We start from the raw sequence: 24,374 nt of genomic DNA on the forward strand, positions 1-24,374 counted from the left end.
ATTAAACAAAAATATGGAAAAAACACAGCGGGCGGGAATTCATCCATCTTTCATGCGCGGCATCCGGCTTCTGATTTTGCTCGTACCGGTAGCAGTCCAGCTGGCGGGATGTGGTGATGACGAGACCTCGTCGCCGCGCACGTTGAGCGGCGTCAATCAGCCAAGCATGCCGAGCCAGACGACACAGCCCGGTACGGTGACGACGGCACCCGCGCCGGCACCCTTTGCGCCACCTACGCCGGTGGCAGACGTCGGCGCGCAATATGAACGCTCGCCGACCGGGCTACCCTATCCGAAGCTGGCCACGCTGTATCCGGGACACGACGGGCCCACCGTCGACGACGGCATGATTTTGCCCTGGCTGTCGATGCGCCCGCCGCTCAAGCTGAACGTGATGGTGCAAACGCCGTTTGACACGGATCAGGATGGCAAGCCGGACCGGATCGCGTTACGCATCGTGCAGCCCGCCGAGGTGGCAGAGGGGCTCAAGACCCCTGTCATTGTGCGGCCGTCGGTGTATTACGCCGATCCGGATTACGCGACGAAACAGCGTGCACCATTCCTCGGCGAAGCGGAATACTTGCGGATGGGTTTCACGATCGTCTACGCGGATTCGATCGGCACCAACCAATCGGATGGCTGCTGGTCAGTGATGGATCGCACCGAGCGCGAGGCGATGGCGAGCGTCGTGCGCTGGTTGACCGGCGATCCCGTTGCACCGGGCTATGACGCGCAAGGCCAACCCGTCGCGGCGTCCTGGTCGACCGGGCACGTCGCGATGGAGGGGATCTCCTATGGCGGCACGTTGCCGACGATGGTGGCTGCTACCGGTGTGCCGGGGCTCGAGGCAATCGTACCGGTGGACGGCATCAGCAGCGGCTACGACTATTTCCGTTATAACGGCGTCAAGGGGGACATGATTCAGCTGGGTCCCTACATGCAGCTGCAACAGTCGACCGCGCGCGCGTCGATCTGCGAACCCGCGCGACTCAAGGCGGTGACCGATTCCGACGACCGCACTTACGCGTACAACGACTTCTGGAAATCGCGCAACACGTTGTCGCTCGTCGACCAGATCCAGGCGGCGACGCTGATCGCGCAGGGGCAAGCCGACAATAACGTGAAGACGAAGAACGCGATGCAGTTGTACGACGCGCTCTATCGTGCCAGGAAGCCGGTTCAGCTTTGGCTGCATAGCCGCGATCATAACGATCCCGCGTGGCAGAAGGAGTGGCAAAAGCAGATCTTGATGTGGTATTCGCGCTATCTGTTCGGCGTGAACAACGGCGTCGAGAAGCAACCCACCTACGTGCGTGAAACACCGGCTGGCGACATCCCGTCCGGCACGACACTGAATCCCCAACCAGGCGACACAAGCAATTCACTGATTGGGCACTGTTACAACCCGGATCACAGCACGAGGGATTGCATTCCGACGGGCGAACTCTTCATCAAGGAAGACGCATGGCCCAAGACGGTCGATACGTCCTACTACCTGCACGACAACGGCCGCGTAGGCGGATTGCTGACGCCGAGCACGACGGACGGCACGCAGGCTGTATCGGTCGATTTCAGCAAGGCAGCGGCCGTGACTTATGAGACGAAACCCCTCGCGAACGCGACCCGCTACGCGGGTGCGATCCGGGTGGTGATGCGCGGTCGCTTCACACCCGCGGTGACCAACATCAAGGCAACGCTGTCGGTGGACGGGCATGACGTCACCTATGGCTGGGCGAACCCGCGTTTCTACAAGGGCCTGGACGTCGCGCAAACAATCGCGCCGAACACCGACTACAGCTTCTCATTGGAGATGATGCCGCGAGATTTCACGGTGATGCCGGGCAGCAAGGTCAAGTTGAAGCTGGAGGGCTATCAGGGCACAGCACTCGTTACGCTCGATCTGTCGAACACGACGCTCGAGATGCCGGTTGTGCCGAAGGCGCACGTTGCGGCAGTCATGGTGGCGAAGTAGCGGAAGATTCGGTGGCGTTACCGGCAGCAGGCTCAGGGGAAACCGAATCGGGCACGCTCGAATCGGTGGGGTTCGTGGTGAAGGTCTTTGAGGAGGATTCTTATAGTTTGGAGTGCTGATCATATTTCAACTAAATCGAATCATTGTGGAGATCAACGAATGACTAAAAGAATGCCGGCATGGAGCGTGATCGCAACGCTTGCAGCCGCAACACTGGTCGCATGCGGTGGCGATGACACATCGTCTACGACCCTGGGCAGCATGACCACGCTGCCTGTCGCTCCGTCATCACCGACGACTGCGCTGCCGAGCCCGACCACCGCGTCAGTGGAATCCGAGCTGGCTGTATTTGCGAAGGTCGCACCTGCCGACAAGGTGCTGGACGATGCCAACATCTACGATACGAAAAAAGACGGTTCGATCGCGCTATCCGCGATCAACGAGGACGCGTCGGTCAAGCGGCACACCATTACGATCAACGGCAAGGTCCTGCCGTATGTCGCCCGCGCTGGACACTTGATCGCCTATCACGGAAACGGAACTGCCAGGAAAGCTGAAGCCGCGATCTTTTATACGGCGTACACGCGGGACGCGTTGCCCAAGGAGAATCGCCCGGTCACGTTTCTATGGAACGGCGGGCCCGGATCGGCCTCGATCTGGCTGCACATGGGCTCGTGGGGACCGAAACGGCTGAAGTCTGACGCGCCAAACATGGCCGACCCGACAAAGCAACCCGACAGTTTCCCGTTTGAGGACAATGCGATTTCCCTGCTCGATCAGTCGGATATCGTTTTCGTCGATCCGCCGGGTACCGGTCTTTCCACGGCGATCGGCCCACTCAAGAACGGTGACCTGTGGGGTACCGACATCGATGCACAGGTGGTCGCAGATTTCATCACCAGTTATACGAACAAATACAATCGGCAGAGTTCGCCAAAGTATTTGTACGGCGAATCCTATGGTGGCATCCGCACGCCAATCGTCGCCAACCTGCTGGAGCAGGCGGGTACCAGCGGTTATGCTCCCGACCCATCCGGTAAGCCAGCCAAAGTCCTGGCGGGATTCATCCTCAACTCGCCGCTCGTTGACTACAATTCCAATTGCGACATGACGGGCGGAAGGGTGACCTGTGAGGGATACATCCCGTCCTACGCGATGGCGGCCGATTACTTCAAAAAATCCGTGAAGCGTGCGGGACAGACCCAGGAGCAGTATCTCAACGAGTTGCGCGCGCTGGCGAAAACAACGTTCCAGGCTACCTTCAAAACGTACTTCAATTCGAACGGCAAGCCGAACAGCAATTGGAATGCGTACGCGGCAAGTCCTGCGGGCCAGGCGGTCCTGAATCGAATTGCGGACTATACCGGCATTCCCGCATCGACCTGGAGCAGCAGCTTCAACTACACGCCGGGGCCGTTTAGGGGAACGCTGGTTTCGGGCTATACCCTCGGCCGCTATGATGCCCGCATGAAGGTGCCGAAAGGGAACAGCTTCGAGGCGGACGACTACATTAACGTAGCCTTCCTCAACGAACTCAAGACGTACTTCCCTGACTTCGTCAACTATAAGACCAAGTCAAGCTACCAACCGCTAAACAACGCAACGATCCGCAACTGGACATGGCAGCGGACGGGAAGCAAATCTTTTTATCCGCAGAGCATTACCGACATTCAGGCGGTGCTGACCGCCAACCCGGACGCCAAGCTGCTGATTCTCCACGGCTACGAGGATATTGCGACGCCGGGCTTCCAAACCGAGCTTGACCTCGAAGGGGTCAATCTGGCTGACCGAATCCCCGTCAAGTGGTTCGAAGGCGGGCATATGATTTACAACACGGAGATGTCGCGCGTGCCACTGAAACAAGCGATTGACAACTATTACCAGTCGCCGGCGCGTATCGCAGACGGCTCCCTACTGTAAGCGAAGCGAGGATAGCTATGAAAATCGTGACTTTCCTTGTTTCCGGCACGGCGGCTACTGTCGTCGCAATGTCGAGCATCGGCGTGGCATTTGCCTATGACGATTTGCCGAAACCGCCGCCCCCGCCAGAAGACTGGGTCCAGCCGCCCAAACAATCGGAAAACTCCGTTACGCAGGACGTGGAGAGCCAAATCGCGCAACGATTCACCGCCGCGACCAACGGCAATCCCAACGGGCTCTTGTCGCGGCAGCAAGCCAAGGCTGCTGGCTGGGGCTTGGTCAGCGACCATTTTTCGGAGATCGATCGTGCTGGAACCGGATACGTCCGACTCGACGACGTATTGCGATTCATGTCGGAACGGACCCCTCAACGGATCATGCGCATGAAAAACGTGACGAAACAGGACCAGCGACAGTAACGTGGATTTTTGATCATAAGCGGTTGCCCTGGTTCCGGCACTTATCCTCCCCGGATTGTCCGGAACTCCTTCGCCGGCCCCGAAACGGGCCGGTTTTTTTTTGAAGCCCGAGGTCAACAACTTGCCGCGAAAGCCGGCAGCCGTACCGGGCCGCTCGTTACCCGATTAAACCTATAGATAATGGCCGGCACGCCTGCCGCGCCATACGATGGGTACAAGCGTCCGGACCCGCATCGATGCGGGTCCGGCTGGCGGAACAGGGGGCGTCGCTTCTGAGACGGCGCAAGGTGCGGAGCAGCATAAGCGAGTGCGAATCATGTACACGTTCGGGCGAGTGACGGTTTCCCTTGAGTGCCGCGAAGTCTGCGTCGACGGGGAGCCCCGGTGTATCGGCGCGCGGGCATTCGAGATTCTCGAACTGTTGGTGAAGGTGGCCGGTGCCACCGTGCTCGTACCGCCGTTCGCGTCCGACGGTCGTAACGCGGCAATCGTCCAGTTCCCGGGCGGCTTTGTTGCCGAGTTCCACGCAAGCGTCGCGAAGTGAAGCCTGGCGACACGATGCTTTCCGCGTGGTGGTGATCGGCGCCGGCATGCTGGCGCCTGAAACGTATCGTCGCCGCACGTGATGCGGCGCGCGTTTTCGTCAAAAATATCTCGTTATCCGAAATTATTTGACGTGAGCTGGACCGTCGCGATGCGCGGTCAGGCACCGCCCCGCGCAGCCTGCAAAACCTTTTCCCACTGACATCAAACCGCGACGCGATCCGAACGCGCACGTGACGCAGTTCGTCGAACCGGCGCGCGAGGCCATGCGCAATCTTGGTACAGTGGCGTAGTCGGCGAGTCTGGAGCGGATCGCTGGTATCGTCACTTTTCTACAAGCGCGTCCACGAGCAAAGGATCACGCAGTGCGCTCAATATTGCATTGAGCCGCAAGGCAGGGATGCGACTGCGCTTCACCGAACCGGCTTGGAGGTCGATCGATATGAAGGCTGCCCACTATTCGTCAAAAGGCCCGGCTCACGACGTTCTTGTCGTCGGCGACGAACCGGATCCCACCCCTGAAGCGGGCGAAGTCCTCGTCCGCATTGCGCACTCGGGCGTGAATCCTTCCGACGTCAAATCGCGATCGGGTGTGACAAGCCCTGCGATGGAGTTTCCGCGCGTCATTCCTCACAGTGACGGCGCGGGCATTGTCGAGGCGGTGGGGGCCGGCGTCCCGGAACAGTGGATCGGACGGCGCGTCTGGACGATCAATGGCCAGTGGCGCCGGCCGTTCGGCACGGCAGCGGAGCTGATCGCGTTGCCCGAAGACCAGGTTGCGCCGTTGCCCGACAACGTTTCGACCGAGACGGGCGCGTCGCTGGGCATTCCGCTGCTGACGGCCTGGTATGCGGTGTACGCGTGCGGCGGGCTGCTCGGCAAGACGGTGCTGGTCTACGGTGCGACCGGCGCGGTAGGTGGCTATGCGACCCAGTTGGCCGCGTTTTCGGGTGCGCGGGTCATTGGCGTAGTCGGCAGCGACGAGAAGTGCAGGCTCGCGTCCCGGCTCGGTGCCGAGTGGGTCATCAATCGCAACGTGCAGGATGTGACTGCCACGGTGCGCGAGATGACGTCCGGCAAAGGCGTGGACGTCATCATCGAGGTCGACGCCGCGGCAAATGCCGGGAAATATGGCGAGCTGTTGAAGTTTGGCGGCGAGGTGATCATTTACGGCTCGGGCGCCGGCGTGATCGAGGTTCCGTTCAGGCCGATGATCGTCGGTTTCGCGAATCTGCGATTCTTTATCGTCTACAACCTGCCGGTCGCCGTCAGGCAGGCGGCCATCGACGCGCTCACCCCGTTGCTGGAGCGAGGGGTGCTGCAACACCCGCAGGTCGAGATTTTTCCGCTGTCGGAGATCGCGAAGGCCCACGAGCGCGTCGAGTCCGGCGCGAACGCAAAGATCCTCGTCGATATGCAGCGGTAAGCGCGAATTGCAGCGCTACGCCGGATTGCAACGACATCGTATCGAACGCGACGACAACAAAAAACCCGCGAAGCCATGCGCTGTCGCGGGTCTTTGAATAGGTGCGAAACACGGTAAAACCGCGTCTGGTGCCGACGGCGAGACTCGAACTCGCACAGCTTTCGCCACTACCCCCTCAAGATAGCGTGTCTACCAATTTCACCACGTCGGCACTGCAAGGGGCGCAATTCTAGCGCCACACTGCGTGTTTGTGAAGGGGGTGTGACACGATTGCGGTGTACGCGAGAGCGATCCCGGTAAAATTCGTGCGATCGGTCCGACGACCATCGCAATCGCCACCCGCTTTCCATCGTGACATCTACCCTCGAACAACTGCAGGCCGGACAACTGTCGGGCGCACGGCAACTCAAGCTCGCATGCGGGCTGACCGAATTTCCGCGCGAGATCTTCGACCTCGCCGACACGCTCGAAGTGCTCGACCTGACCGGCAATGCGCTGTCCGCGCTGCCGGACGACCTGCCGCGGCTGCATCGCCTGCGCGTGCTGTTCGCGTCCGGCAACCGCTTCACCGCATTCCCCGACGTGCTCGGCGCGTGCCCGCAACTCGACATGATCGGCTTCAAGGCGAACCGGATCCTCACGGTACCGCGTGGCGCGCTGCCGCATGCGCTGCGCTGGCTGATTCTGACCGACAACGAAATTGATGCGCTGCCCGTCGACATCGGCGACTGTTCGCGCTTGCAGAAGCTCATGCTCGCCGGCAACCGGCTGCGCGCGCTGCCAGCTGAAATGGCCGCGTGCCGTGCGCTCGAACTGGTGCGCCTGTCGGCGAACCGGCTGGACGACTTGCCGGACTGGTTGCTGCGCCTGCCGCGACTCGCATGGCTTGCCGCTGCTGGCAATCCGTTCGGCGCGGCACCGGAGGCCGCGGCGTCCGCCGGGCCGGACGTGGCGGACGTCGACTGGGCGTCGCTCGCGTGCGGGCAGAAACTCGGCGAAGGCGCGTCGGGCGTGATTTACCGCGCGCAATGGACGGCGCAAGGTGGCGCGCCGCGGGCGGTCGCGGTCAAGCTGTTCAAGGGCGCGGTGACGAGCGACGGGCTGCCCGATTGCGAAATGGCAGCGTGCCTGCACGCGGGCCGCCACCCAAACATGATCCCGGTGATCGGCAAGGTGCGCGGGCACCCGGACGGCACGCACGGCCTCGTGATGGAACTGGTCGATCCCGCGCTCACGAACCTCGCCGGGCCGCCGAGCTTCGCGACCTGCACGCGCGACGTGTATGCGGCCGACGCGAGATTCGACCCGGCGGCAGCGGTGCGGATCGCGCACGGCATCGCGTCGGTAGCGGGCCATCTGCACGCACGCGGCATCATGCATGGCGACCTGTATGCACACAACATCCTGCACGACGGCGAAGGCGGCGCGCTGCTCGGGGATTTCGGCGCGGCGTCGCTCTACGACGTGAATGACCGCATGCGCGGCGCCCGGTTCGAGCGGCTCGAGGTAAGGGCGTTCGGTTATCTGCTCGGCGAGGTGCTCGAGCGCTGCGAACCGCGTGCGTGGGCCGGCAGGTACGTGCTCGATGCGCTGGCGGCGGCCTGCCTGAACGAGGACGTCGACGCCCGGCCGTCGTTCGACGACATCACGGCCGCACTGGCCGCGCACCGGCCCTGACGGAATCGCGACCGCTTACGCCTGCCGTGCAGTCAGCAGCTTGATCCCGAGCCCGACGAACAGCAGCCCGCTGGCCCGCTTGAGCACACGCACCGCGCGGCTCATGCCGAAGCCGCGATGGAGCCGGCGCACGCCGGCCGAATAGATGCTGTGAACCACGACGACGGTGCACGCGATCGTCGCGTACATCACAACGAACTGCAGCGCGAGCGGGCGATCGTGCACGACGAACTGCGGCATGAACGCCGACAGGAAGATCATCGTCTTCGGATTGCTGCCCGACACGAACAGCGCTTCGCGGAACAGCTTCCGGCGGTCGGGCACGGCGCGTTCCGTTTCGCGGTTCGACGTGGCGGTCTTCCGGTCGCCGCGCAGCTGCCGGACACCGAGAAACATCAGATACGCGGCGCCCACGACCTTCATCGCGACGAACAGCGGCGGCATCGCGGCCAGCACCGCGCCGACGCCGAGCGCGACGAGCAGCACGACCACGCCTTGCGCAACGAGATTGCCCGCGATCGTCGCGGCGGTGCCGTGCGTGCCGTAGCGCACCGTGTTGCGGATGACGAGCAGCACGTTGGGCCCCGGCGACAGCGTCGTGGCGAGATACGCTGCGGCAAACAGCATCCAGGTCTGAATCGACATGCATCGCTCCGAGAGGCGGTTCCGGCGGGCAGGATGAACCGATGATGCCACGCCAATAATGGCGCGGGCCGCCGCCGGAACCGTGCCGTCTCGGCGCGTCAGCTTGCGTCGCGCATGCAGTACGCGGGGATCGACGGCGGCGTATCGATCGCGGCCGGCCGCGTCATCCACGCGATCCACGCGGCCCATAACCCGCACGCGATCAGCACGGCGATATTGAGCGGCGTCCGGTAACGGACGATCAGGTCGGCCAGCGGCAGGCGGTTCTTCATGTTCGTCTCCATCGGTCGTGGCGGATGCGGCCTATTGGCCGCTATACGAAGGCGCCTTGGCGTCGCAGGTCACGGACACCATCGAACCGTCGGCGAAATGCAGCCGGAGCGGCACCTTCGCGCCGGGCGCGACGGCCTGGCGCGGCTGCTCCAGCATCACGTGATAGCTCTTCGGCTTGAACGTCACCGTGCCGTGCGCGGGGACCGCGACCGCGTCGACGTGAACCATCTTCGCGGTGCTGCCGTTCGTTTGCGTTTCATGCACCATCGCCATCCCGTACGCGGGCGAGTCGATGCCCGTCAGCGTGGCGGGCGCGTCGCCGTCGTTCTTCAGCGTGAAGTAGCCGGATGACGGCACCGTCGCCGGCATCGCGCGGATCCAGCACGCGTCGGCCTGCACGGCCGGCGCGGCGAACGTGACGGGCGCTTGCAGCGCCAGCAGCGTGACGAGCAGGCTGGTCGGAATCGAACGTTTCATGGTTGGTTCTCCTTATGGGTGGATACAGGGGGGATCGCGTGCATCACTTCAGCGTGAACGTGTAGTGGCCTTGCGTGCGATGGCCGTCGCTGGCCACCGCGATCCACGCGACCGTGTACGCGCCGGCCGTCAGGTTGGCCAGCGCGACGCGCATCCGCTTGCGGTTGACGGCGTCGACGGCCGATTTCCCGTCGGCGACCGACTGCCCGTGGCTGTCGGTGACGGCGATCGAACTGAAGGCCGGTTCGAGCGCTTCGCTGAAATCGATCGTGACCGCGTGCGGTGCGCTCGAGAGCGTGGCGTTGGCGGCCGGTTCCTGCGTCTTCGGATGCGCGTGGGCATGGGCGGCCTGGATGACGACGAAGCCGAGTGCGGCGAGTGCGCCGCGAACGAACGGGGTGGTTTTCATGGCTGGATCTGCGAGTGGCGAATCGGATGGAGAAAGACGGATTCGACGGACGCATGCTCGAGCGGCATCGCAACGGCAGCGATGCCGGCTGCCGTCGGCACGGACGTGCGCTGCCGGACGTTCGCCCGCGAGCGAATGTCGGCGCGGTGGTACGAACCGGAAGCGGCCAACCGCACGCACGGCACGACGCCGCGCGCAACACGGTGAGACATGATCGTCCTTCGAAACGTGACACGTCACGCACGCCGGCGGCGTGCGCGGACCGCGCGATGCACTAGGGCATCACGCGTGATGACGACGGTTCAGGACGAGAAAGGAGGGGCGCGCGGTAACGCGGCCGTGAGCGGCAGCGCACGGCGCAGGCTTTCGAAGCGGGTGGCTTCGCGGTGCTGGATGACGTGCACGTTGGCCGCGAACGTCAGTTCGGGCGCGGGCAGTGCGGGGGTATGGGCAAGCAGGCTGCAATAGCCGCATGCCTGGAGATGGGCCTGCAGGCTTTTCGACGACGCATCGATTGCGTGACCGGCGGCGGCCGGTGCGGCCGTGCAGTAGCCGGCCAGCAGCGCGTCGACGCGCCCTTGCGTCGTCAGCGCCTGCGAGATCGTTGGCGCGAGCGCCGTCATCAGGATGGCGAGCATCCCGATCAGACTGCCGATCTTCCGGAGACGACGACTCAGCATGCGATACGCGGCGGCGTGTGGGCGACGATGGAGCGGATTATGCCATGCAGGTCGCAGCAAGGGCATGCGCGCATGCGCATGACGGGGAGAACCCGTGGTGTGGCGGCACGCTATGCGTGCTTCGCCAGATATTTCGTGATCAGCGTCATCTGCGCGGCCCAGCCCTGATCGTTCATGTCGCGCGCCTTCGCGCGGCGCGCCGCGATCAACTGGTCGAAACCCGTTTCGGTGACCGTCAGCAGTGTGCCGCCGGCCTGGGCGGCGAGCGTGAACGTGACGAGCGTCATCGGCTCGGACGTGTAGTCGACATTCGGGTCGATCGCGAACGGATGCCAGCGAAACGAGAACAGTTGCTTGGGCTCAATACGATCGACGACGATTTCGAACACGGTGCCCGCATAGGGCTCCTGTGCCTTGGCGACATCGTCGTCGACGCGTGTCGGCGTGATGCGGCCGAACAGCGGCTGATCGGCCGCAAACGGCCCGTCGAACGTAACGCCGAACCAGATGCCGAATTCGCCGGAATTGCTGACGGCTTCCCAGACGCGCTCCGGGCTTGCCGCGAGCAGCGCCTGTTTTTCGATGCGATCGGTTTGCTGGGTCATGACGTTCTCCACGCAGGATCAACCGTTGCAGGACGGCGCGCACGACCGCGCCGCGTCTAGTCGAGCATGACCGCGTCGGGTACGTCGAGCACGATGTCCGACGTCGCGACGGCCACGCATGGCAGCGTATAACCGTCGGCTTTTTCCTCGCGGCTCAGCCCCGGCCATTCGATCGTGTAGCGTACGCTGCCGCTGACGATCCGGCAAAGGCAACTGCGGCACGTGCCGTTGCGGCACGAGCGCGGCAGCGACACGCGCGCGAATGCGGCGGCTTCGAGCAGCGTCAGCGAATCGGGCGCGTCGAAGGTCGCGCCGAGCGGCTCGATGCGCACGAGGGGCGGGTGGTCTGGATCGGTCATGAGTGAAGCGGGCGGCGGTTCGGCGGATACGCGCCAAGCATACCCGAACCCGCATGCGGCCGGCGCCCGCCGGCCGCGGGCGTCAATGGCGGCGCAGGTACCGGTACACGGTATTGCGTGCGAGACCGAGCTCGCGCGCGGCCGCCGACACGTTGCCGCCGTGCCGCGCGAGCACCGCATCGATGACCGCGGCCTGATGGCTTTGCAGCGTTGTCCCTTCGCGCGTGTCGGCCGATGCGGCGGGGGTTGCCGACGTCGGCGCGGTCGATGCGGCCGGTGCGTCGGCGCAGTCGAGCCAGAAATCGTCGGGCAAATGCGCGAGCGTGATTTCGGCTTCGTCTTCGGCGAGCATGCCGGCCGTGCGCAGCACGTTGGTCATCTGCCGCAGGTTGCCGGGCCAGCGGTGGCGCGCGAACGCGTCGAGCACGTCGGGTGCGAGGCGGCGCGGCATCGGTTCGCTGCGGGCGAGCCGCGCGAGAATCCGGTCGACGAGCGCGGGCAGGTCGGTGCGCGCGGCGAGCACCGGCAGCGTGACCGCGAGCCCGTTGATCCGGTAGAACAGGTCTTCGCGGAACGTGCCTTCCGCGATCATCGCGCGCAGGTCGCGATGGGTCGCGCAGACCACGCGCACGTCGACCGGTACCGCGCGCGCGCCGCCGAGCGGCATCACCGCGCGTTCCTGCAGCACGCGCATCAGCCTGACCTGCTGCGCGAGCGGCATGTCGCCGATCTCGTCGAGAAACAGCGTGCCGCCATCGGCCTGCACGATCTTGCCGGGGCTGCCGCGCTTGCGCGCGCCCGTGAACGCGCCGTCCTCGTAACCGAACAGTTCGGCCTCGATCAGCGAATCGGGCAGCGCCGCGCAGTTGACAGCGACGAACGGGCCGTCCGCGCGCGGCGATGCCTGGTGCAGCGCGCGTGCGAGCCATTCCTTGCCGGTACCGGTCTGCCCGAGGATCAGCAGCGGCAGGTCGCGCCCGCGGATCTTCGCGACGCGTTCGAGCACGGCGGCCATCCGCGCATCGCCGGTGTCGAGCGTCGCGAACGTGATCGCGTCGGGGTCCGGCGCGCGAACGCGTGCGGCCGGTGCGGGCGGTGTGACCGCGATGGCCGTCCGGTGCGCTTCCGCGAACTCGCAGCGCGCGAGCACGCGTACGCCGGTCGGCAGCGTGAGGCGGAACGTCGCGCCGGGTGCGCGCGCCGCCTGCTGTGCGAGCTGGCCGAAGCGCATGCCGAACAGCGCGTCGCTGCCTTGATGCTGCAGTGCATCGAACGGTGCGCCGAGCTGGAATTGTGCGCTGCGGTTCGCGGCGATCAGCCCGCCGTCGGGGCCGAACGCGACGAGCCCGGCGAACAGCGAGTCGACGCATTCCTCGTGTGCATGAAAACGCAGCCGCAATGCATCCGCGCACTGGTTCGCGAACAGATGGTTCTCGATCAGTTGCGCGGACATCCGCACGAGCGCGAGCGTATGCGGGCTGGAGCCGCGCGGGTCGCCGCTGACGTCGAGCGTGCCGAGCGTGCGGCCGAACGGATCGAAGATCGGCGCGCACGAGCAGGTGAGGATGTGGTTGGCGCGCAGGAAGTGTTCGGAACCATGCACGGCGACGGCCTGGCCTGATGCGAGCGCGGTGCCGATCGCGTTGGTGCCGCGCGCGCCTTCGGCCCACGACACACCGGTGCACAGTGCGACGCGGTTGGCTTTCTCGATGAAGTCCGCGTCGCCGATGCTGTGCAGGATCACGCCGTCGGCGTCGGTCAGCAGCACGAGGCTTTGCGTATCGGCGATTTGCGCGTGGAGATTCTCCATGACCGGGCGCGCGTGCGAGAACAGCGCGTGATTCGTGTCGAGCAGTTCACGCAGCGCGATGCGCGACAGCGGCGAGAAATCGGGGCGTTCGTGCGCGCGCAGGCCGACCGCGGTCGAACGCGCATGCGCCTGCGCGAGCAGGTCGGTGCGACCCGCGGTGGCGGGCAGCACGAAGGGTTGCGGCATGACTTGTCTCCTGTCGACCCCAGTTAGCGCTTTAGCGCTTACTGGGGTCCCATGCTTCGCGGTCGATCCGAGTTGGCGCTTCAGCGCTTACTGGGACCCCATGCTTCGCGGTCGGCCTCGGTCAGCGCTTCAGCGCTTACTCGGACCCCAAGCTTCTCGATCGGCCCATCCAGCGCGTCGCCACGTGCCGAAGCGCTTGCACCGAAACCGTCTGCGGAATCCACGTTCCGCTTGCGGCGCACCATCGGTGCACGCAGGCCGACCATCCGGGTACGCATCATCATACAAGCGCCACGTGCGATATGCGACCGCGAACAAAATCCCCTTGCTTTTAAGCGCCCGCCTGCAATGATGGAAATGGAGCACGCACGCGCCGTGTTCCGCATTGCAACATGCATGCGACGCGACATGCATCCGTTCGGGAGACGCATCATGGTTCGGACGGAACTGAGAGTCGTGCTGGCGGCCATCGCCACATTCATCATGCTGGGCGGCATTGCCGTGGCGATCCACGGGTTGCTGTTCGATTTGACCGATGCGGTGCGATACGGGGCAGCCGCGATTGCGGTGGGCGTCACGACGGCCGCGGTCGCGCTCAACGTCTGGCCGACCGATCCGCACTGACGCCCGTTTCCGAAAGGGTGCCGGATGCCGCGCTGATCAGACGAAATGCGCGTCGGAACGACGCACACCGGAATATTTGTCTCCTGCGCGAAACCGTCTAAAGTGGAAGTCAACCGGCATGCATTGTCCGCGCCAACACCCCGTGGACGGTGCCTCCGCTGGCGAGCCCGCGTCCATTTCGTCCGGCCGGTAGGGGACGACGGATGCGGTCATTCGTTTTCTACCGGTTGAGGCGGCTTCCATGCAGATCCATTTCACGAACGAGAAGCCCGAGTATTCGGGGCGCGACCTGATGCTTGCGTTCACGGCGATGGTCAATGGCGAGCGCGTCCAATGTCAGATCACCGCCGAGGCGCTGGAAGATCACTTCGGCGCGGCATCGCCGCGTTTCGAGGACATGGTCGGTGCATTCGACCAGCACCGCGATCGCATCGAGGCAGCCGCACGGCGCCTGCTGTCGGAAACGCGCGCGCAATGCGTGACGCTGCGCAGCGGTTACGTGCGCTTCTACGAGGCCAACTGGCGCTGACGAAACGACACTCGACTTGCGGCGCGCGTCGCGGACAATGCACGCGCGGAGACGTTGCCGTCCATGCAATGCCGTTCGGCGGAACCGGGCGGCATTTTCGTATGCGGGCCGCGCCGGTTGCTCGTGCGTCGGCATGATCGGACTCGCCGGTTCGTGAGGATCGCGTAAGAAATCACGCGGCAACAAAAAAACGCCACCCGAGGGTGGCGTTTTCCGTCGTGCGCCGCCGCGCTTCGATCACTCGCTGCCGAGATAGAAGAAGCGGAACAGGAACACGGCCGCGATGACCCACACGATCGGCTTGACCGTGCGGGCCTGGCCCGTCAGCAGCTTGAGGCCGCCGTACGAGATGAAGCCGAACGCGACACCGTTCGCGATCGAGTACGTGAACGGCATCAGCAGTGCGGTCAGCGCGGCCGGCACGGCTTCCGTTGCGTCGTCCCACGGTACCTCGACCATCTCGCGCAGCATCAGGCACGACACGTACAGCAGCGCGGGCGCGGTTGCGTACGCCGGCACGACGCCGGCGAGCGGCGCGATGAACAGGCACGCGAGGAACAGCACCGCGACGGTCAGCGCGGTCATGCCCGTGCGGCCGCCTGCCTGCACGCCCGATGCGCTTTCGATATACGCGGTGGTCGACGACGTGCCGAGCACCGAGCCCGCGACGATCGCCGTGCTGTCGGCGAGCAGCGCCTTGTTCAGGCGGTTCATCTTGCCTTCGACGAGCAGGCCCGCGCGGTTCGCGACGCCCATCAGCGTGCCCGTCGCGTCGAACAGCTCGACGAGGAAGAACACGAGGATCACGTTGATGATGCCGGTCGACAGCGCGGCGCGGATGTCGAGCTTGAACAGCGTCGCGTCGATTGACGGCGGTGCGGAGAACACGCCGTGGAACTGGTTGTCGCCGAAGAAGAACGACAGGATCGTGACGCCGATGATGCCGATCAGGATCGCGCCGCGCACGCGCAGGTGGTCGAGCGTGACGATCGTGAAGAAGCCGACGATCGCGAGGATCGTGTCGTGCTTGTGCAGGTCGCCGAGCGTGACGAGCGTGGCCGGGTTGCCGACGATCACGCCGGACGTCTTCAGCGAGATGATGCCGAGGAACAGGCCGATACCCGCGGTGATGGAAATCCGCAGCGATTTCGGAATGCCGTTGACGATCGCCTCGCGCACGCGGAACAGCGTGACAAGCAGGAACAGGCAGCCCGAGATGAACACGGCGCCGAGCGCGGCCTGCCACGTGAAGCCCATCCCCTTGACCACCGTGTACGCGAAATACGCGTTCAGGCCCATGCCGGGCGCGCAGGCGATCGGGTAGTTCGCGTACAGCCCCATGATGATCGACGCCAGCGCCGCGACGAGGCAGGTCGCGACGAACACGGATTCCTTCGGCATGCCGGCGTCGCCGAGGATCGCGGGGTTGACGAAGATGATGTAGGCCATCGTCAGGAACGTGGTGACGCCCGCGAGTATTTCAGTGCGGAAGTCGGTGCCGGCTTCAGCGAAGCCGAAATACCGCTTGATGGATTCCATGAAGGCGTTTCTCCGGTCGGGTTGTCGTGTTGCTTGTTGTGCCGAATTGTTGTAAAGGCAGCGCGCGGCCGGCTAACTGTAACCAGCCACTATTGCCCGGCTATCGGCGGATTGTAATAGCGCGGATAGCTCGGACGATATAGTTGGGGGCATGATCGGCTGCCTGCGCGCGGACGGTCTGGCAGCCCGGCCGCGCGGCGAAGGCGCGCATTTTACCGGTTCGGACGGAACGGGCCGTCGGAAACGGTAGAAACGGCGGGAAGGGGAGCGGGAAGAAAGGGTGAAGCAGGCCGATGCGTGCGCAACGGCGCGCCGGCCGCATCGTGCGTGGCGGGCGATGACATCGGACTGAAACGGAGCGCCCGCATGCTGGACGAACGCGGTGCAGGAATCGCGTGCGGGCGAATGCGCATGCGTGGCCGGTGCGGATGCACGGCGCCGTGCAGCGGCCATTCGTCAGTCCAGGCGGTTTCAGATATCGGGCTATCGTGCGCCGAAGCCGTCCCGTCCGCAACTGTCATATCGCGATGCGGGGGCGACTGTGGTTTCTGTGTAAAAGATTGCAAGACCCCATCGCGTAAACCGGCAAGTCTTTCTAGGATAGATACACCGCGCATGCACACGCCGGCCGGTAATTGCCGACGCGGGGGAGTCGCAGTCCGTGCAGGCCTGGCGGTGAATGGCGGTCAAGGCCGTTGCGCGTTCGGGCAGGCACGGCCGATTGCGATTGCCCGATGCGGGTTCGTCCGTAATCACGGAGGTCAGCATGTTGAACTGGATCAGCCGTTGGGCGATGCGACACGCCCCCACGCCGGAAAAAACCGCTGCGTCGATGCTCGTGACGGCGCGCATGGAACTGTTCTCAGCCGAACAGCGCGTCATCGATGCGAAATTACAGGCGGATTACTGGCGCACACGTGTGTCATTCCTCGAAGAGGTGCAGAAGCAGGGCATCGATCCGTGGGTGACCTCGCAGGCTTCGCAACGACCCGAGCTCGATTCAACTCCCCGAAGCACGGGCCCGCGTCTCGCCGCCAGCACCTGATGCACCTGCTGTATCCGGTGGCTGCGCACGGCGCGCGATCGCTCGCGGCACGCACCGGCGTGCCGCGTCATTCGATGCGCACCTGCGGCGCGTTGCGCCGCGGGTGCGTCCATTTCCGGTCACGGCCGTTCCGCGTCTCGCGTGCGTGACGGCGCGTCGCTTTTCCACGTGCTTATCCACTTCTTCGCCATACCCCGACGAGCAAACGTTGCACTTGCGCGAGCGTGCGTCTGAACCGCTCGCCACGCCGTACGTAGGCGGTCGTGATCGACGCTTCGGCCGGTCCGTCGCCATCGGTGCCGAGCCAGATGCGGTCGCCGCGTGCGATGCGCAGCACGTCGCCGGGCCGCACCCAGTAATCGTCGACGCTCGGCGGACGCGTGATCCACAGCGCCGCGTCGTGCGCGCGAATCTCCGCGTCTTGCGGCGCGCGCCAGGTCATCGTCGTGCGCGGTGCGACCGCGAAACGGATCACGACAGTCGGTAACGCGATCGTGCCGGCGCGGCGCCGATCGGGACGGTCAAACAACGAGCTTGCCTGGTCCATCGTCTTCTCCATTGATTGAGCCGGAGGACGGATGGCGCGCACCAGAACAAAAAGGCCTCATCCGTTTCCGGTGAGGCCTTGTGTGACATGCGGTACTGCCCGGATGCTAACGCACAAGCGCCTCCCGTGACCCATTCTTTCGAATGTTCACCGGGCAATGATTCGCGATGGCGATGAGCTTGTACGTAGGCATGCGAACGAGTTTGTCGCCGCGGTGCGGCGTTGTCAATGACAATTTTCGAGATATGCGCGGAGAGTCGTTCGTCATGCGCGACTTCGACATCGTCCGCGCAGCATGCCCCGCGTCCATTCAAGCGCACGCTGACGCCACGCGTCGCGGTTCATCGCGTACGCGGTCGTGATCGACGCCTCGGCCGGCCGGTCGTCGTCGGTGCTCATCCAGATGCGATCGCCGCGCCGCACGCGCAGGACGTCGCCGGTGCGTATCCAGTAATCGTCGACGCTGCCGACACGCGTGATCCACAGCGTCGCATCATGCACACGGATCTCGGCGTCGCGCTGCGCGCGCCACGTCAGTACCTTGCGCGGCGCGACCGTGAAATGCATCGTGACGCGCGGCAACGCGATCGCATCGGTGCGGTATCGATCGGGGCAAACGATCAGGCGGCTTGCTTGGTCCATCGTCATCTCCATCCGTTGAGCCGGGCAGGATGACGCGCACCAAAACAAAAAGGCCTCATCCGTTTCCGGCGAGGCCTTGTGACATGCGTGTCTGAATCTCGATGCTAACGCACAAGCGCCCCCGGTGATCGCCCCGCATGGGCGTTCACTGGTGTTTTATGCGCGATGGCGACGGGCTTGAGCATAGGCATGCGAACGAGTGTGTCGTGGCAGCGCTACGATGTCAACGGCAATTTCGAGATACGTGGCGGTTACGCGTCGCGCTGCGCGAGCCCGTTCACGAGCAGTTCGGACAGCAGGCCCGTCATCCCGTCCGGATGCGTTGCGGCACGCGCCTTCAGCTGTTCGACGAGCTCGGCGTTGAGCTTGCATGCGAACGGCACGAGCCCCTGTTCCTGGTCGAGCTTGCGCTGCGCACGGCGGTCGAGCTTTGCCGCGTCCTCGGCGCCCTTGCCGAAACGGGCGGCGCCCGACTGCTTCATCGCTTGCGTCAGCTTGAGCGCCTTGTTCTTTTCGAGATCGGTTTTCTTCATGGCCATCGCGGCACCTCCGGGAAATGAAGCCGCGATTGTACGCATTTCGGCGGGCGTCGCCCGCCGCGCCCCCAAGAAACCCGGTTACGCCCCCTTCGTCGTGCCCCAGTTGCCGCCGTGCGCGGCCGCCTGCGCGGCCGGCGAGCGCGCGAGGTAGGCGAGCGCCTGTTCGGTCGAGCCCTCGTGGTGCGGCGTATAACTCGGCTTGTAATAACGCAGCGCCGCGCCGATCACCTTCCAGAACGACGGCAGGTGCCCGCGCCGCGAACCCTGCCACCACGCGCGCACGAAGCCCGGATAACGGCCGGCCGCCGGGTCGCGCTGGTACATGAACTTCGCGCCGGTCGTGATGTAGTAGAGCAGCAGCAGGATCACGAACGTCATGTGCACGCAGCGCTCCACATAGTTGCCGCCCAGGTGCCGGTAGATGTCGAACGCGACGGTGCGGTGCTCGACTTCCTCGGCGCCGTGCCAGCGCAGCAGGTCGACCATCGTCGGGTCGGCTTTCCCTTCGTCGAGCCCGTGCGCGTTGAGCACCCAGTTGCCGAGATAACCGAAGAAATGCTCGAGCGACGCGATCACCGCGAGTTGCTGCCGCAGCCAGAAACGCGTATGGCCGATCTTCAGCCCGAGCGGCTGTTCGCCGAGCACGCGCGTGAACAGCCGGTTGAGCTTCTGCGTGAACGGCTTCGTGTCGATCCCGTGCCGGTCGTAGTAGTGCTTGAGCACGCCGCCGTGCGAACGCGAATGCACGGCTTCCTGCCGCAGGAAGCCTTCGGCCTCGTCGCGCAGGCGTGCATCGGTGATCAGCGGCAGCGCCTTGTTGTACACGCGGCAGAACCACAGCTCGCCTTCCGGGAACAGCAGGTTCAGCGTGTTGATGATGTGCGTGCTGCCCGGGTCGTTCGGCACCCAGGTGATCGGCGTGTCGCTGAAGTCGAACTTCACGTGCCGGGCCTTGATCTTGTGGTAGTCGGCGGTTGCGGTCATCTGTGTCTCCCTGTGCGGCGTCGTGCGCCGTCAATGCGATGCCATGCTGACGCGGGCAATCATCCGGCCGAGCCACGGCATGAATCGACCGACGAAGCGCATCGCGTGCGCTTCGCCGCCGACCGCGACGACGGGGCGGTTGCGCAGCACGCCGTCGACCATCGCCTGCGCGACGGTTTCGGGCTTCAGGCCACGCATCTGGTACAGCTTCGTCGCGCGCTTGCGCAGCCGCGCTTCGTCCTGCGCATTGGCGCCCGCGTATTGCGTCGACGCCATGATTCCGGTCTCCGCGAAGCCGGGGCACACGGCCGTCACGCCGATCCCTTGCTCCGCGAGTTCCGCGCGCATGCATTCGCTGAGCATCAGCACGGCGGCCTTCGTCGTCGCATAGGCGGGCAGGTCGCGCGACGGCCCGAATGCGGCGGCCGACGCGGTGTTGACGATGTGGCCGCCGCTGCCGCGCGCGGCCATCTGCTGCGCGAACAGCCGCGAGCCGTGGATCACGCCCCACAGGTTCACGTGCAGGATGCGCTCCCAGTGCCGCGTGCTCGTGTCGAGGATGCCGCCGGCCATGCCGATGCCCGCGTTGTTGATCACGACGTCCGCGCCGCCGAGTTCGCTGCCGACCCACGTCGCGAGCGCTTCCATCTCGTCGGCGGCGCCGACGTCGACGCGTTTCGCGTGGGCTTGCGCGCCGGTCAGCCCGATCAGCAGCGCGGTGCGCTCGGCGCTCGCGAGATCGATGTCGCACGCGACGATCGTCGCGCCTTCGCGTGCGAACGCGAGGGCCGCGCAACGGCCGATGCCGCTGCCCGCGCCGGTGACGACCGCGACCTTGCCGCTGAAGCGCCCGCTCGTCGCGCGGCGGCGCGCGTTCGCGAGCGCGGGCGGTTCGGTGCCCGATTCGACCGCGTCGATCAGTTGTTCGGCGAGGCCCGCGAAGCGCGCGGGATCGGCGAGCGGCAGCCAGTGGCCGGCCGCGACCTCGCGCCGGTAGTACTGCGGCACCCAGCGCGACAGGTTCTCGGACAGCGCGGGGCTCACGTACTTGTCGCCGAGCGGCACGATCGTCTGCACGGGTGCATGCGCGTAGCGTTCGCGCGGCGCGAACAGGCAGCGGATGAAGTTCGCGCGATAGAGGCGCACGCCGCGCGCGCCGTCGTCGGCCTGCGTCGGGCGCGACGCGACGCGCGTTTTCTCGATCCGGCGCAGCAGGCCCGGCCATGCGCGGCCGAGCCACAGCCGCCAGCCGAGCTCGGGGATGAACGGCAGGTGGAACAGGTACACGTACCACGACCGCACGAGCTGGCCGCCGAGCTTGGCCAGCGACGCGGGCGTCGGGCGCAGCACGCGTTCGCGCAGCCAGAAGCCGACGTGGTCGAGGCAGGGCCCCGAGCACGACGTGTACGACGCGATGCGGCCGGCCAGGCGCGGATCGGTGACGAATTCCCAGCCCTGGATCGAGCCCCAGTCGTGCGCGATCAGGTGCACCGCGCGGCCGGGGCAGAGCGCGTCGATCACCGCGATGAAATCGTCGGTCAGCTTCGCGAGATGGTAGTCGGCCGTGCGTTTCGGCACGCCGGACAGGCCCGCGCCGCGCACGTCGTATGCGATCACGTAGTGCTTGCGCGCGAGCAGCGGCGCGACCTGCTGCCAGACGCTGCTGTCGTCGGGATAGCCGTGCACGAGCACGACCGGCGAGCGGACCGGGTCGCCCCAGGTCCTGACCGCGAGCGTCAGGTCGCCGGAGGCGACCGCCGTCTCGCTATGAACCGATTCGAACAGGGCCAGCGGCGCTTCGTCGGAAAGAGGCTGCATCGTGAGTCCGTCGTTCAGGGATTCGGGAGGAAACGCGCGGGCGTGTCAGGCGGCGGCCGACACGGTCGCGGCGGCCTGCGTGCGCTCGGCCTGGCGGCGCTGCCAGCGGCGCACGTGCGGCAGGTCGTCGTCGAGCCAGTACGCGTCGTCGTCGGTGATCACGAGCAGCTCTTCGAATTTCGCGCCGACGCCGGCGAAACCGAGATGCGGCTCGACGGCCCACAGGCCCGGCACGGGCGCATGCTCGGAGCGGCGGTCGATCGACCACAGCGGCGACCAGCCCTGCTGTTTCGCCGCGCGGCCCTGGTCGAGCAGCAGGTTGCGCGTCGCGTTCAGCCCGAAGCGCGCGACGAAGCGCGGCGTCGACAGCTTGTGGATCTTCGCGACGCGATGCGCGAGCACCTTGAACGGATAGGCCTTGTGGCGCGGCTCGACGCCCTGGCGGCGGCACAGCGCATCGACTGCCTGCGCGACCTCGGCCATCGACCGGCGCTCCTTCACGAGCCGCACGATCATGTCGCGATGGTCCATCAGGTCGTCCTGCAGCTGTTCGAGGATCGGGTTGTCGCCGAGGCAGTGCGCGTAGCCGACGTCCGCGACGATGCCGTCGAGCACGGGCGCGACGTCGAGGATCACCGGCATGTCGGTCTCGAGCTGCCGGTTGCTCGGGAAGAACGCGAGATTGAAGCCGCCCATGTGCTTGAGGCCCGAGAAGCCCTCGAACGCGGTGCGGTCGCCGAACCACGCGAATGGCTTGTGCAGCCAGTCGTGCACGCCGTTGTCCTGCAGCCATTCGGTCAGCAGGCGCGCGGCTTCCTTCTCGGTGATGCCGGGGTAGAGCATCGCGCCGACGGTTTCGACACAGCGGTAGGCAAGCTGCTGGACCGCGCGGAATTGCGGCAGCTCGTCGAGGTGGACTTCCGGCAGCGGGTGGTCGGCCATGATGCGTCTCCAATCGGGCGCTGTCCGGAACGCACCCTCGGCGTCGCCGTCGCGGGTTATTCAGTCAGCATTTAATGTGTCATTGAGTGATGTAACGATCATAGCCGGTTCGGCGTGGCGCGCCATCCCCCACGGGTGAGGATTTGTCCTAATGCAGGGCCGAAATGGAGGGGAGCCTCTAGGTTTCCAGGGATTGGGGCCGGATGGCCGCGCGCGCGGCCGCGTTGTGGCGACCCGGCATGTCGCGCCGGATCAAGTCCCCGTCGCGTCGCAATGTGACGTTGTCAAATTGACGAAATAATTTCGTCACATCATTCGCCCCCAATTCGAAGCCGCCCCGGCTTCGCGGCGGCGCCGAGCCGCCGGTGCGTCGCACGGGGTGGCGACCGAAGCCGATTCGACATTATTTCCACGGAGAGAGACCATGCAACGCCGCAAGTTCATGAATACCCTTGCCGCGGCGACCGCTGCGACGTCGCTGATGTTCAAGGCCGGCACGGCCGACGCGAAGAGCGCAACCGCGCCGGATGCGCTGGACCCGGGCCGCTGGTCGCCGTTCAACGCCGCGCGCCTGCAGGCGGTGCTCGACCAGCATGGCGTCGCGAGTGCGCGCTACGACGAAAAGCGCCGCCCGTACGCGGTGTTCGACTGGGACAACACGTGCATCATGAACGACTGCGAAGAGGCGTTGCTGATGTACCAGATCAACCATCTGCAATACAAGCTGACGCCGGACGAATTCGTCGACGTGATGTGGAAGGACGTGCCGAAGGGCGCGTTCATGAAGGACTACACGACGACCGACGGCAAGCCGGTGACGATGGAAAACCTCGCCGCCGACGTCGAATCCGACTATCGCTGGCTGTACGCGAACTACACGGGCTTCGGCGGCAGCAAGAGCCTCGACGAGATTCGCGAGACCGACCAGTTCAAGGATTTCCGCGCGAAGCTGTACTTCATGTACGACGCGATCTGCGACACGCATCCGCTCGAGGTCGGCTACAAGTGGATCATCTATTTCTACAAGAACATGACGACCGCCGAGCTGCAGGCGATGGCGGAAGCGTCGGACAACTACGGCATCGGCGACGCGCTGCGCAAGGTCCGCTACGAAAGCCCGAAGGCGCTGCCGGGCAAGGCCGGTGTGGTGGCCGACACGCATTTCCACGGCATTCGCATTCATGAGGAAATCCGCGCGGTGATGCACACGCTGCGCGCGAACGGCATCGACGTGTACGTGAGCACCGCGTCGCTCGACGATGTCGTGCGCGTGTTTGCCGGCAATCCGAACTATGGCTACGGCGTGCCGCCCGAAAACGTGATCGGCTTGCGTCTCGACATGCGCGACGGCAAGTACACGAGCACGTACCCGGCCGGCTGGCATTTCAACTGGGGGCCCGGCAAGACGGTGGGGATCCGCAACGTGCTCGAATCGAAGAAGGGCTATGGCCCGCTGCTGGTGTTCGGCGACAGCGACGGCGATGCGTGGATGCTGCGCGACTTCAAGGACACCGCGGCCGGCGTGATCGTCAACCGGATGAAGAAGGGCGAGATCGGCGCGGACAGCAAGCTCGCGGCCGAGCAGATCGGCAAGTCGGACGCGCGTTTCCTGCTGCAGGGCCGCGACGAGCACACGGGCCTGATGATCCCGGACGAGAAGTCGATCAAGTACGGCAAGACCGAGCGCAAGCTGCTGGCCTGACGTGTGTGGGGCGCCGGGCCGTCGTGGCCTGGCGTCCAGCGGGATAGATGGCGGCGCCGCGC

The 24,374-nt window shown here is 65.2% G+C and carries 26 protein-coding genes, 1 tRNA gene and 1 pseudogene; 10 read left to right on the forward strand and 18 right to left on the reverse strand.

The genetic code is table 11. The features are described from left to right. Positions 1-13: 13 nt before the first annotated feature. The 5 genes and pseudogenes from H3H55_RS20390 to H3H55_RS20410 all read left to right on the forward strand — a co-directional run bounded on the left by H3H55_RS20390 (position 14) and on the right by H3H55_RS20410 (position 6,280). Complete coding sequence (locus H3H55_RS20390; protein WP_193099955.1) at positions 14-1,972, forward strand: Xaa-Pro dipeptidyl-peptidase; 1,959 nt, start codon at positions 14-16, stop codon at positions 1,970-1,972. Positions 1,973-2,131: 159 nt separating this feature from the next. Continuing rightward, positions 2,132-3,892, forward strand: a complete 1,761-nt coding sequence (locus H3H55_RS20395; protein WP_193099956.1) for a S10 family serine carboxypeptidase-like protein — start codon at positions 2,132-2,134, stop codon at positions 3,890-3,892. A gap of 17 nt (positions 3,893-3,909) precedes the next feature. Continuing rightward, a complete protein-coding gene (locus H3H55_RS20400) occupies positions 3,910-4,311 on the forward strand; it encodes a hypothetical protein (protein ID WP_193099957.1) in 402 nt (133 codons plus the stop codon). A gap of 433 nt (positions 4,312-4,744) precedes the next feature. Next, positions 4,745-4,855, forward strand: a pseudogene (locus H3H55_RS37755) (glyoxalase); the annotation flags it as partial. Positions 4,856-5,296: 441 nt separating this feature from the next. After that, a complete protein-coding gene (locus H3H55_RS20410; RefSeq protein ID WP_193099959.1) occupies positions 5,297-6,280 on the forward strand; it encodes an NADPH:quinone reductase in 984 nt (327 codons plus the stop codon). A gap of 126 nt (positions 6,281-6,406) precedes the next feature. Here the strand turns inward: H3H55_RS20410 and H3H55_RS20415 are convergent. Then, a tRNA-Leu gene (locus H3H55_RS20415) sits at positions 6,407-6,491 on the reverse strand. Positions 6,492-6,631: 140 nt separating this feature from the next. On the opposite strand from H3H55_RS20415, the gene H3H55_RS20420 reads away from it, so the two are divergent. After that, positions 6,632-7,957 carry a leucine-rich repeat-containing protein kinase family protein gene (locus tag H3H55_RS20420; protein WP_193099960.1) on the forward strand — a complete coding sequence of 442 codons (1,326 nt, stop codon included), beginning with the start codon at positions 6,632-6,634 and terminating at the stop codon, positions 7,955-7,957. A 15-nt stretch (positions 7,958-7,972) separates the two neighbouring features. Here the strand turns inward: H3H55_RS20420 and H3H55_RS20425 are convergent, their stop codons facing one another. The 10 genes from H3H55_RS20425 to H3H55_RS20470 all read right to left on the reverse strand — a co-directional run bounded on the left by H3H55_RS20425 (position 7,973) and on the right by H3H55_RS20470 (position 13,685). Beyond that, the gene (locus H3H55_RS20425; protein WP_193099961.1) at positions 7,973-8,602 is read right to left on the reverse strand and encodes a LysE family translocator; all 630 of its coding nucleotides are present in this window, start codon (positions 8,600-8,602) and stop codon (positions 7,973-7,975) included. A 98-nt stretch (positions 8,603-8,700) separates the two neighbouring features. Then, positions 8,701-8,874, reverse strand: a complete 174-nt coding sequence (locus tag H3H55_RS20430; RefSeq protein ID WP_193099962.1) for a hypothetical protein — start codon at positions 8,872-8,874, stop codon at positions 8,701-8,703. Positions 8,875-8,905: 31 nt separating this feature from the next. After that, positions 8,906-9,352, reverse strand: coding sequence for a copper chaperone PCu(A)C (locus H3H55_RS20435; protein ID WP_193099963.1), 447 nt, complete (start codon positions 9,350-9,352; stop codon positions 8,906-8,908). A gap of 43 nt (positions 9,353-9,395) precedes the next feature. Continuing rightward, on the reverse strand, positions 9,396-9,761 hold the full coding sequence (gene copC / locus H3H55_RS20440; RefSeq protein ID WP_129515553.1) for a copper homeostasis periplasmic binding protein CopC: 366 nt from the start codon (positions 9,759-9,761) through the stop codon (positions 9,396-9,398). Then, complete coding sequence (locus tag H3H55_RS20445; protein WP_129515552.1) at positions 9,758-9,973, reverse strand: hypothetical protein; 216 nt, start codon at positions 9,971-9,973, stop codon at positions 9,758-9,760. Before H3H55_RS20445 ends, copC begins: the two co-directional genes overlap by 4 nt. Positions 9,974-10,063: 90 nt before the next feature. Further along, on the reverse strand, positions 10,064-10,441 hold the full coding sequence (locus H3H55_RS20450) for a DUF2946 domain-containing protein (RefSeq protein ID WP_129515551.1): 378 nt from the start codon (positions 10,439-10,441) through the stop codon (positions 10,064-10,066). Between the two features lie 110 nt (positions 10,442-10,551). Next, positions 10,552-11,046, reverse strand: a complete 495-nt coding sequence (locus tag H3H55_RS20455; RefSeq protein WP_129515550.1) for an SRPBCC family protein — start codon at positions 11,044-11,046, stop codon at positions 10,552-10,554. A 56-nt stretch (positions 11,047-11,102) separates the two neighbouring features. Next, positions 11,103-11,405: a 2Fe-2S iron-sulfur cluster-binding protein gene (locus H3H55_RS20460; RefSeq protein ID WP_193099964.1), complete on the reverse strand. Its 303-nt coding sequence runs from the start codon at positions 11,403-11,405 to the stop codon at positions 11,103-11,105. 82 nt (positions 11,406-11,487) lie between these two features. Further along, entirely contained in the window at positions 11,488-13,401 is a 1,914-nt protein-coding gene (locus H3H55_RS20465; protein ID WP_193099965.1) for a sigma-54-dependent Fis family transcriptional regulator, read from the reverse strand. 80 nt (positions 13,402-13,481) lie between these two features. Next, the gene (locus H3H55_RS20470; protein WP_193099966.1) at positions 13,482-13,685 is read right to left on the reverse strand and encodes a hypothetical protein; all 204 of its coding nucleotides are present in this window, start codon (positions 13,683-13,685) and stop codon (positions 13,482-13,484) included. 64 nt (positions 13,686-13,749) lie between these two features. Between H3H55_RS20470 and H3H55_RS20475 the strand changes: the two genes are divergently transcribed. Both H3H55_RS20475 and H3H55_RS20480 read left to right on the forward strand, forming a co-directional pair. After that, positions 13,750-14,025, forward strand: coding sequence for a DUF2964 family protein (locus tag H3H55_RS20475; protein WP_226800497.1), 276 nt, complete (start codon positions 13,750-13,752; stop codon positions 14,023-14,025). A 241-nt stretch (positions 14,026-14,266) separates the two neighbouring features. Further along, positions 14,267-14,554, forward strand: coding sequence for a DUF1488 domain-containing protein (locus H3H55_RS20480; RefSeq protein WP_048243539.1), 288 nt, complete (start codon positions 14,267-14,269; stop codon positions 14,552-14,554). A gap of 237 nt (positions 14,555-14,791) precedes the next feature. Here H3H55_RS20480 and H3H55_RS20485 read toward each other — a convergent pair whose 3' ends face one another. Next, positions 14,792-16,093, reverse strand: coding sequence for an NCS2 family permease (locus H3H55_RS20485; protein WP_193099967.1), 1,302 nt, complete (start codon positions 16,091-16,093; stop codon positions 14,792-14,794). A 766-nt stretch (positions 16,094-16,859) separates the two neighbouring features. Between H3H55_RS20485 and H3H55_RS20490 the strand changes: the two genes are divergently transcribed. Further along, positions 16,860-17,138 (forward strand): hypothetical protein, encoded by a 279-nt coding sequence (locus tag H3H55_RS20490; RefSeq protein WP_129515545.1) that lies wholly within the window; start codon positions 16,860-16,862, stop codon positions 17,136-17,138. 172 nt (positions 17,139-17,310) lie between these two features. On the opposite strand, the gene H3H55_RS20495 is transcribed toward H3H55_RS20490, so the two are convergent. The 6 genes from H3H55_RS20495 to H3H55_RS20520 form a co-directional block, all read right to left on the reverse strand. After that, entirely contained in the window at positions 17,311-17,685 is a 375-nt protein-coding gene (locus tag H3H55_RS20495) for a DUF2917 domain-containing protein (protein ID WP_193099968.1), read from the reverse strand. Between the two features lie 264 nt (positions 17,686-17,949). Then, the gene (locus H3H55_RS20500; RefSeq protein ID WP_193099969.1) at positions 17,950-18,327 is read right to left on the reverse strand and encodes a DUF2917 domain-containing protein; all 378 of its coding nucleotides are present in this window, start codon (positions 18,325-18,327) and stop codon (positions 17,950-17,952) included. A gap of 251 nt (positions 18,328-18,578) precedes the next feature. Then, positions 18,579-18,866 (reverse strand): hypothetical protein, encoded by a 288-nt coding sequence (locus tag H3H55_RS20505; RefSeq protein WP_048243557.1) that lies wholly within the window; start codon positions 18,864-18,866, stop codon positions 18,579-18,581. Positions 18,867-18,944: 78 nt separating this feature from the next. Continuing rightward, on the reverse strand, positions 18,945-19,850 hold the full coding sequence (locus H3H55_RS20510) for a metal-dependent hydrolase (RefSeq protein ID WP_193099970.1): 906 nt from the start codon (positions 19,848-19,850) through the stop codon (positions 18,945-18,947). A 30-nt stretch (positions 19,851-19,880) separates the two neighbouring features. Next, the gene (locus tag H3H55_RS20515; protein ID WP_193099971.1) at positions 19,881-21,668 is read right to left on the reverse strand and encodes an SDR family oxidoreductase; all 1,788 of its coding nucleotides are present in this window, start codon (positions 21,666-21,668) and stop codon (positions 19,881-19,883) included. Positions 21,669-21,713: 45 nt separating this feature from the next. Further along, a complete protein-coding gene (locus H3H55_RS20520; protein WP_193099972.1) occupies positions 21,714-22,610 on the reverse strand; it encodes a M24 family metallopeptidase in 897 nt (298 codons plus the stop codon). Between the two features lie 424 nt (positions 22,611-23,034). Between H3H55_RS20520 and H3H55_RS20525 the strand changes: the two genes are divergently transcribed. Next, entirely contained in the window at positions 23,035-24,312 is a 1,278-nt protein-coding gene (locus tag H3H55_RS20525) for a haloacid dehalogenase-like hydrolase (protein WP_193099973.1), read from the forward strand. Positions 24,313-24,374 lie beyond the last annotated feature (62 nt).

Source organism: Burkholderia sp. Z1, from assembly GCF_014893795.1.
GTDB classification, from domain to species: domain Bacteria; phylum Pseudomonadota; class Gammaproteobacteria; order Burkholderiales; family Burkholderiaceae; genus Burkholderia; species Burkholderia theae.

Bases quoted from the DNA above. Each gene is read 5' to 3' on its own strand.
- H3H55_RS20390 (WP_193099955.1), top strand. From the start codon at position 14: ATGGAAAAAACACAGCGGGCGGGAATTCATCCATCTTTCATGCGCGGC.
- H3H55_RS20395 (WP_193099956.1), top strand. From the start codon at position 2,132: ATGACTAAAAGAATGCCGGCATGGAGCGTGATCGCAACGCTTGCAGCC.
- H3H55_RS20400 (WP_193099957.1), top strand. From the start codon at position 3,910: ATGAAAATCGTGACTTTCCTTGTTTCCGGCACGGCGGCTACTGTCGTC.
- H3H55_RS20410 (WP_193099959.1), top strand. From the start codon at position 5,297: ATGAAGGCTGCCCACTATTCGTCAAAAGGCCCGGCTCACGACGTTCTT.
- H3H55_RS20425 (WP_193099961.1), bottom strand. From the start codon at position 8,602: ATGTCGATTCAGACCTGGATGCTGTTTGCCGCAGCGTATCTCGCCACG.
- H3H55_RS20430 (WP_193099962.1), bottom strand. From the start codon at position 8,874: ATGAAGAACCGCCTGCCGCTGGCCGACCTGATCGTCCGTTACCGGACG.
- H3H55_RS20435 (WP_193099963.1), bottom strand. From the start codon at position 9,352: ATGAAACGTTCGATTCCGACCAGCCTGCTCGTCACGCTGCTGGCGCTG.
- copC (WP_129515553.1), bottom strand. From the start codon at position 9,761: ATGAAAACCACCCCGTTCGTTCGCGGCGCACTCGCCGCACTCGGCTTC.
- H3H55_RS20445 (WP_129515552.1), bottom strand. From the start codon at position 9,973: ATGTCTCACCGTGTTGCGCGCGGCGTCGTGCCGTGCGTGCGGTTGGCC.
- H3H55_RS20450 (WP_129515551.1), bottom strand. From the start codon at position 10,441: ATGCTGAGTCGTCGTCTCCGGAAGATCGGCAGTCTGATCGGGATGCTC.
- H3H55_RS20455 (WP_129515550.1), bottom strand. From the start codon at position 11,046: ATGACCCAGCAAACCGATCGCATCGAAAAACAGGCGCTGCTCGCGGCA.
- H3H55_RS20460 (WP_193099964.1), bottom strand. From the start codon at position 11,405: ATGACCGATCCAGACCACCCGCCCCTCGTGCGCATCGAGCCGCTCGGC.
- H3H55_RS20465 (WP_193099965.1), bottom strand. From the start codon at position 13,401: ATGCCGCAACCCTTCGTGCTGCCCGCCACCGCGGGTCGCACCGACCTG.
- H3H55_RS20470 (WP_193099966.1), bottom strand. From the start codon at position 13,685: ATGATGATGCGTACCCGGATGGTCGGCCTGCGTGCACCGATGGTGCGC.
- H3H55_RS20475 (WP_226800497.1), top strand. From the start codon at position 13,750: ATGATGGAAATGGAGCACGCACGCGCCGTGTTCCGCATTGCAACATGC.
- H3H55_RS20480 (WP_048243539.1), top strand. From the start codon at position 14,267: ATGCAGATCCATTTCACGAACGAGAAGCCCGAGTATTCGGGGCGCGAC.
- H3H55_RS20485 (WP_193099967.1), bottom strand. From the start codon at position 16,093: ATGGAATCCATCAAGCGGTATTTCGGCTTCGCTGAAGCCGGCACCGAC.
- H3H55_RS20490 (WP_129515545.1), top strand. From the start codon at position 16,860: ATGTTGAACTGGATCAGCCGTTGGGCGATGCGACACGCCCCCACGCCG.
- H3H55_RS20495 (WP_193099968.1), bottom strand. From the start codon at position 17,685: ATGGACCAGGCAAGCTCGTTGTTTGACCGTCCCGATCGGCGCCGCGCC.
- H3H55_RS20500 (WP_193099969.1), bottom strand. From the start codon at position 18,327: ATGGACCAAGCAAGCCGCCTGATCGTTTGCCCCGATCGATACCGCACC.
- H3H55_RS20505 (WP_048243557.1), bottom strand. From the start codon at position 18,866: ATGGCCATGAAGAAAACCGATCTCGAAAAGAACAAGGCGCTCAAGCTG.
- H3H55_RS20510 (WP_193099970.1), bottom strand. From the start codon at position 19,850: ATGACCGCAACCGCCGACTACCACAAGATCAAGGCCCGGCACGTGAAG.
- H3H55_RS20515 (WP_193099971.1), bottom strand. From the start codon at position 21,668: ATGCAGCCTCTTTCCGACGAAGCGCCGCTGGCCCTGTTCGAATCGGTT.
- H3H55_RS20520 (WP_193099972.1), bottom strand. From the start codon at position 22,610: ATGGCCGACCACCCGCTGCCGGAAGTCCACCTCGACGAGCTGCCGCAA.
- H3H55_RS20525 (WP_193099973.1), top strand. From the start codon at position 23,035: ATGCAACGCCGCAAGTTCATGAATACCCTTGCCGCGGCGACCGCTGCG.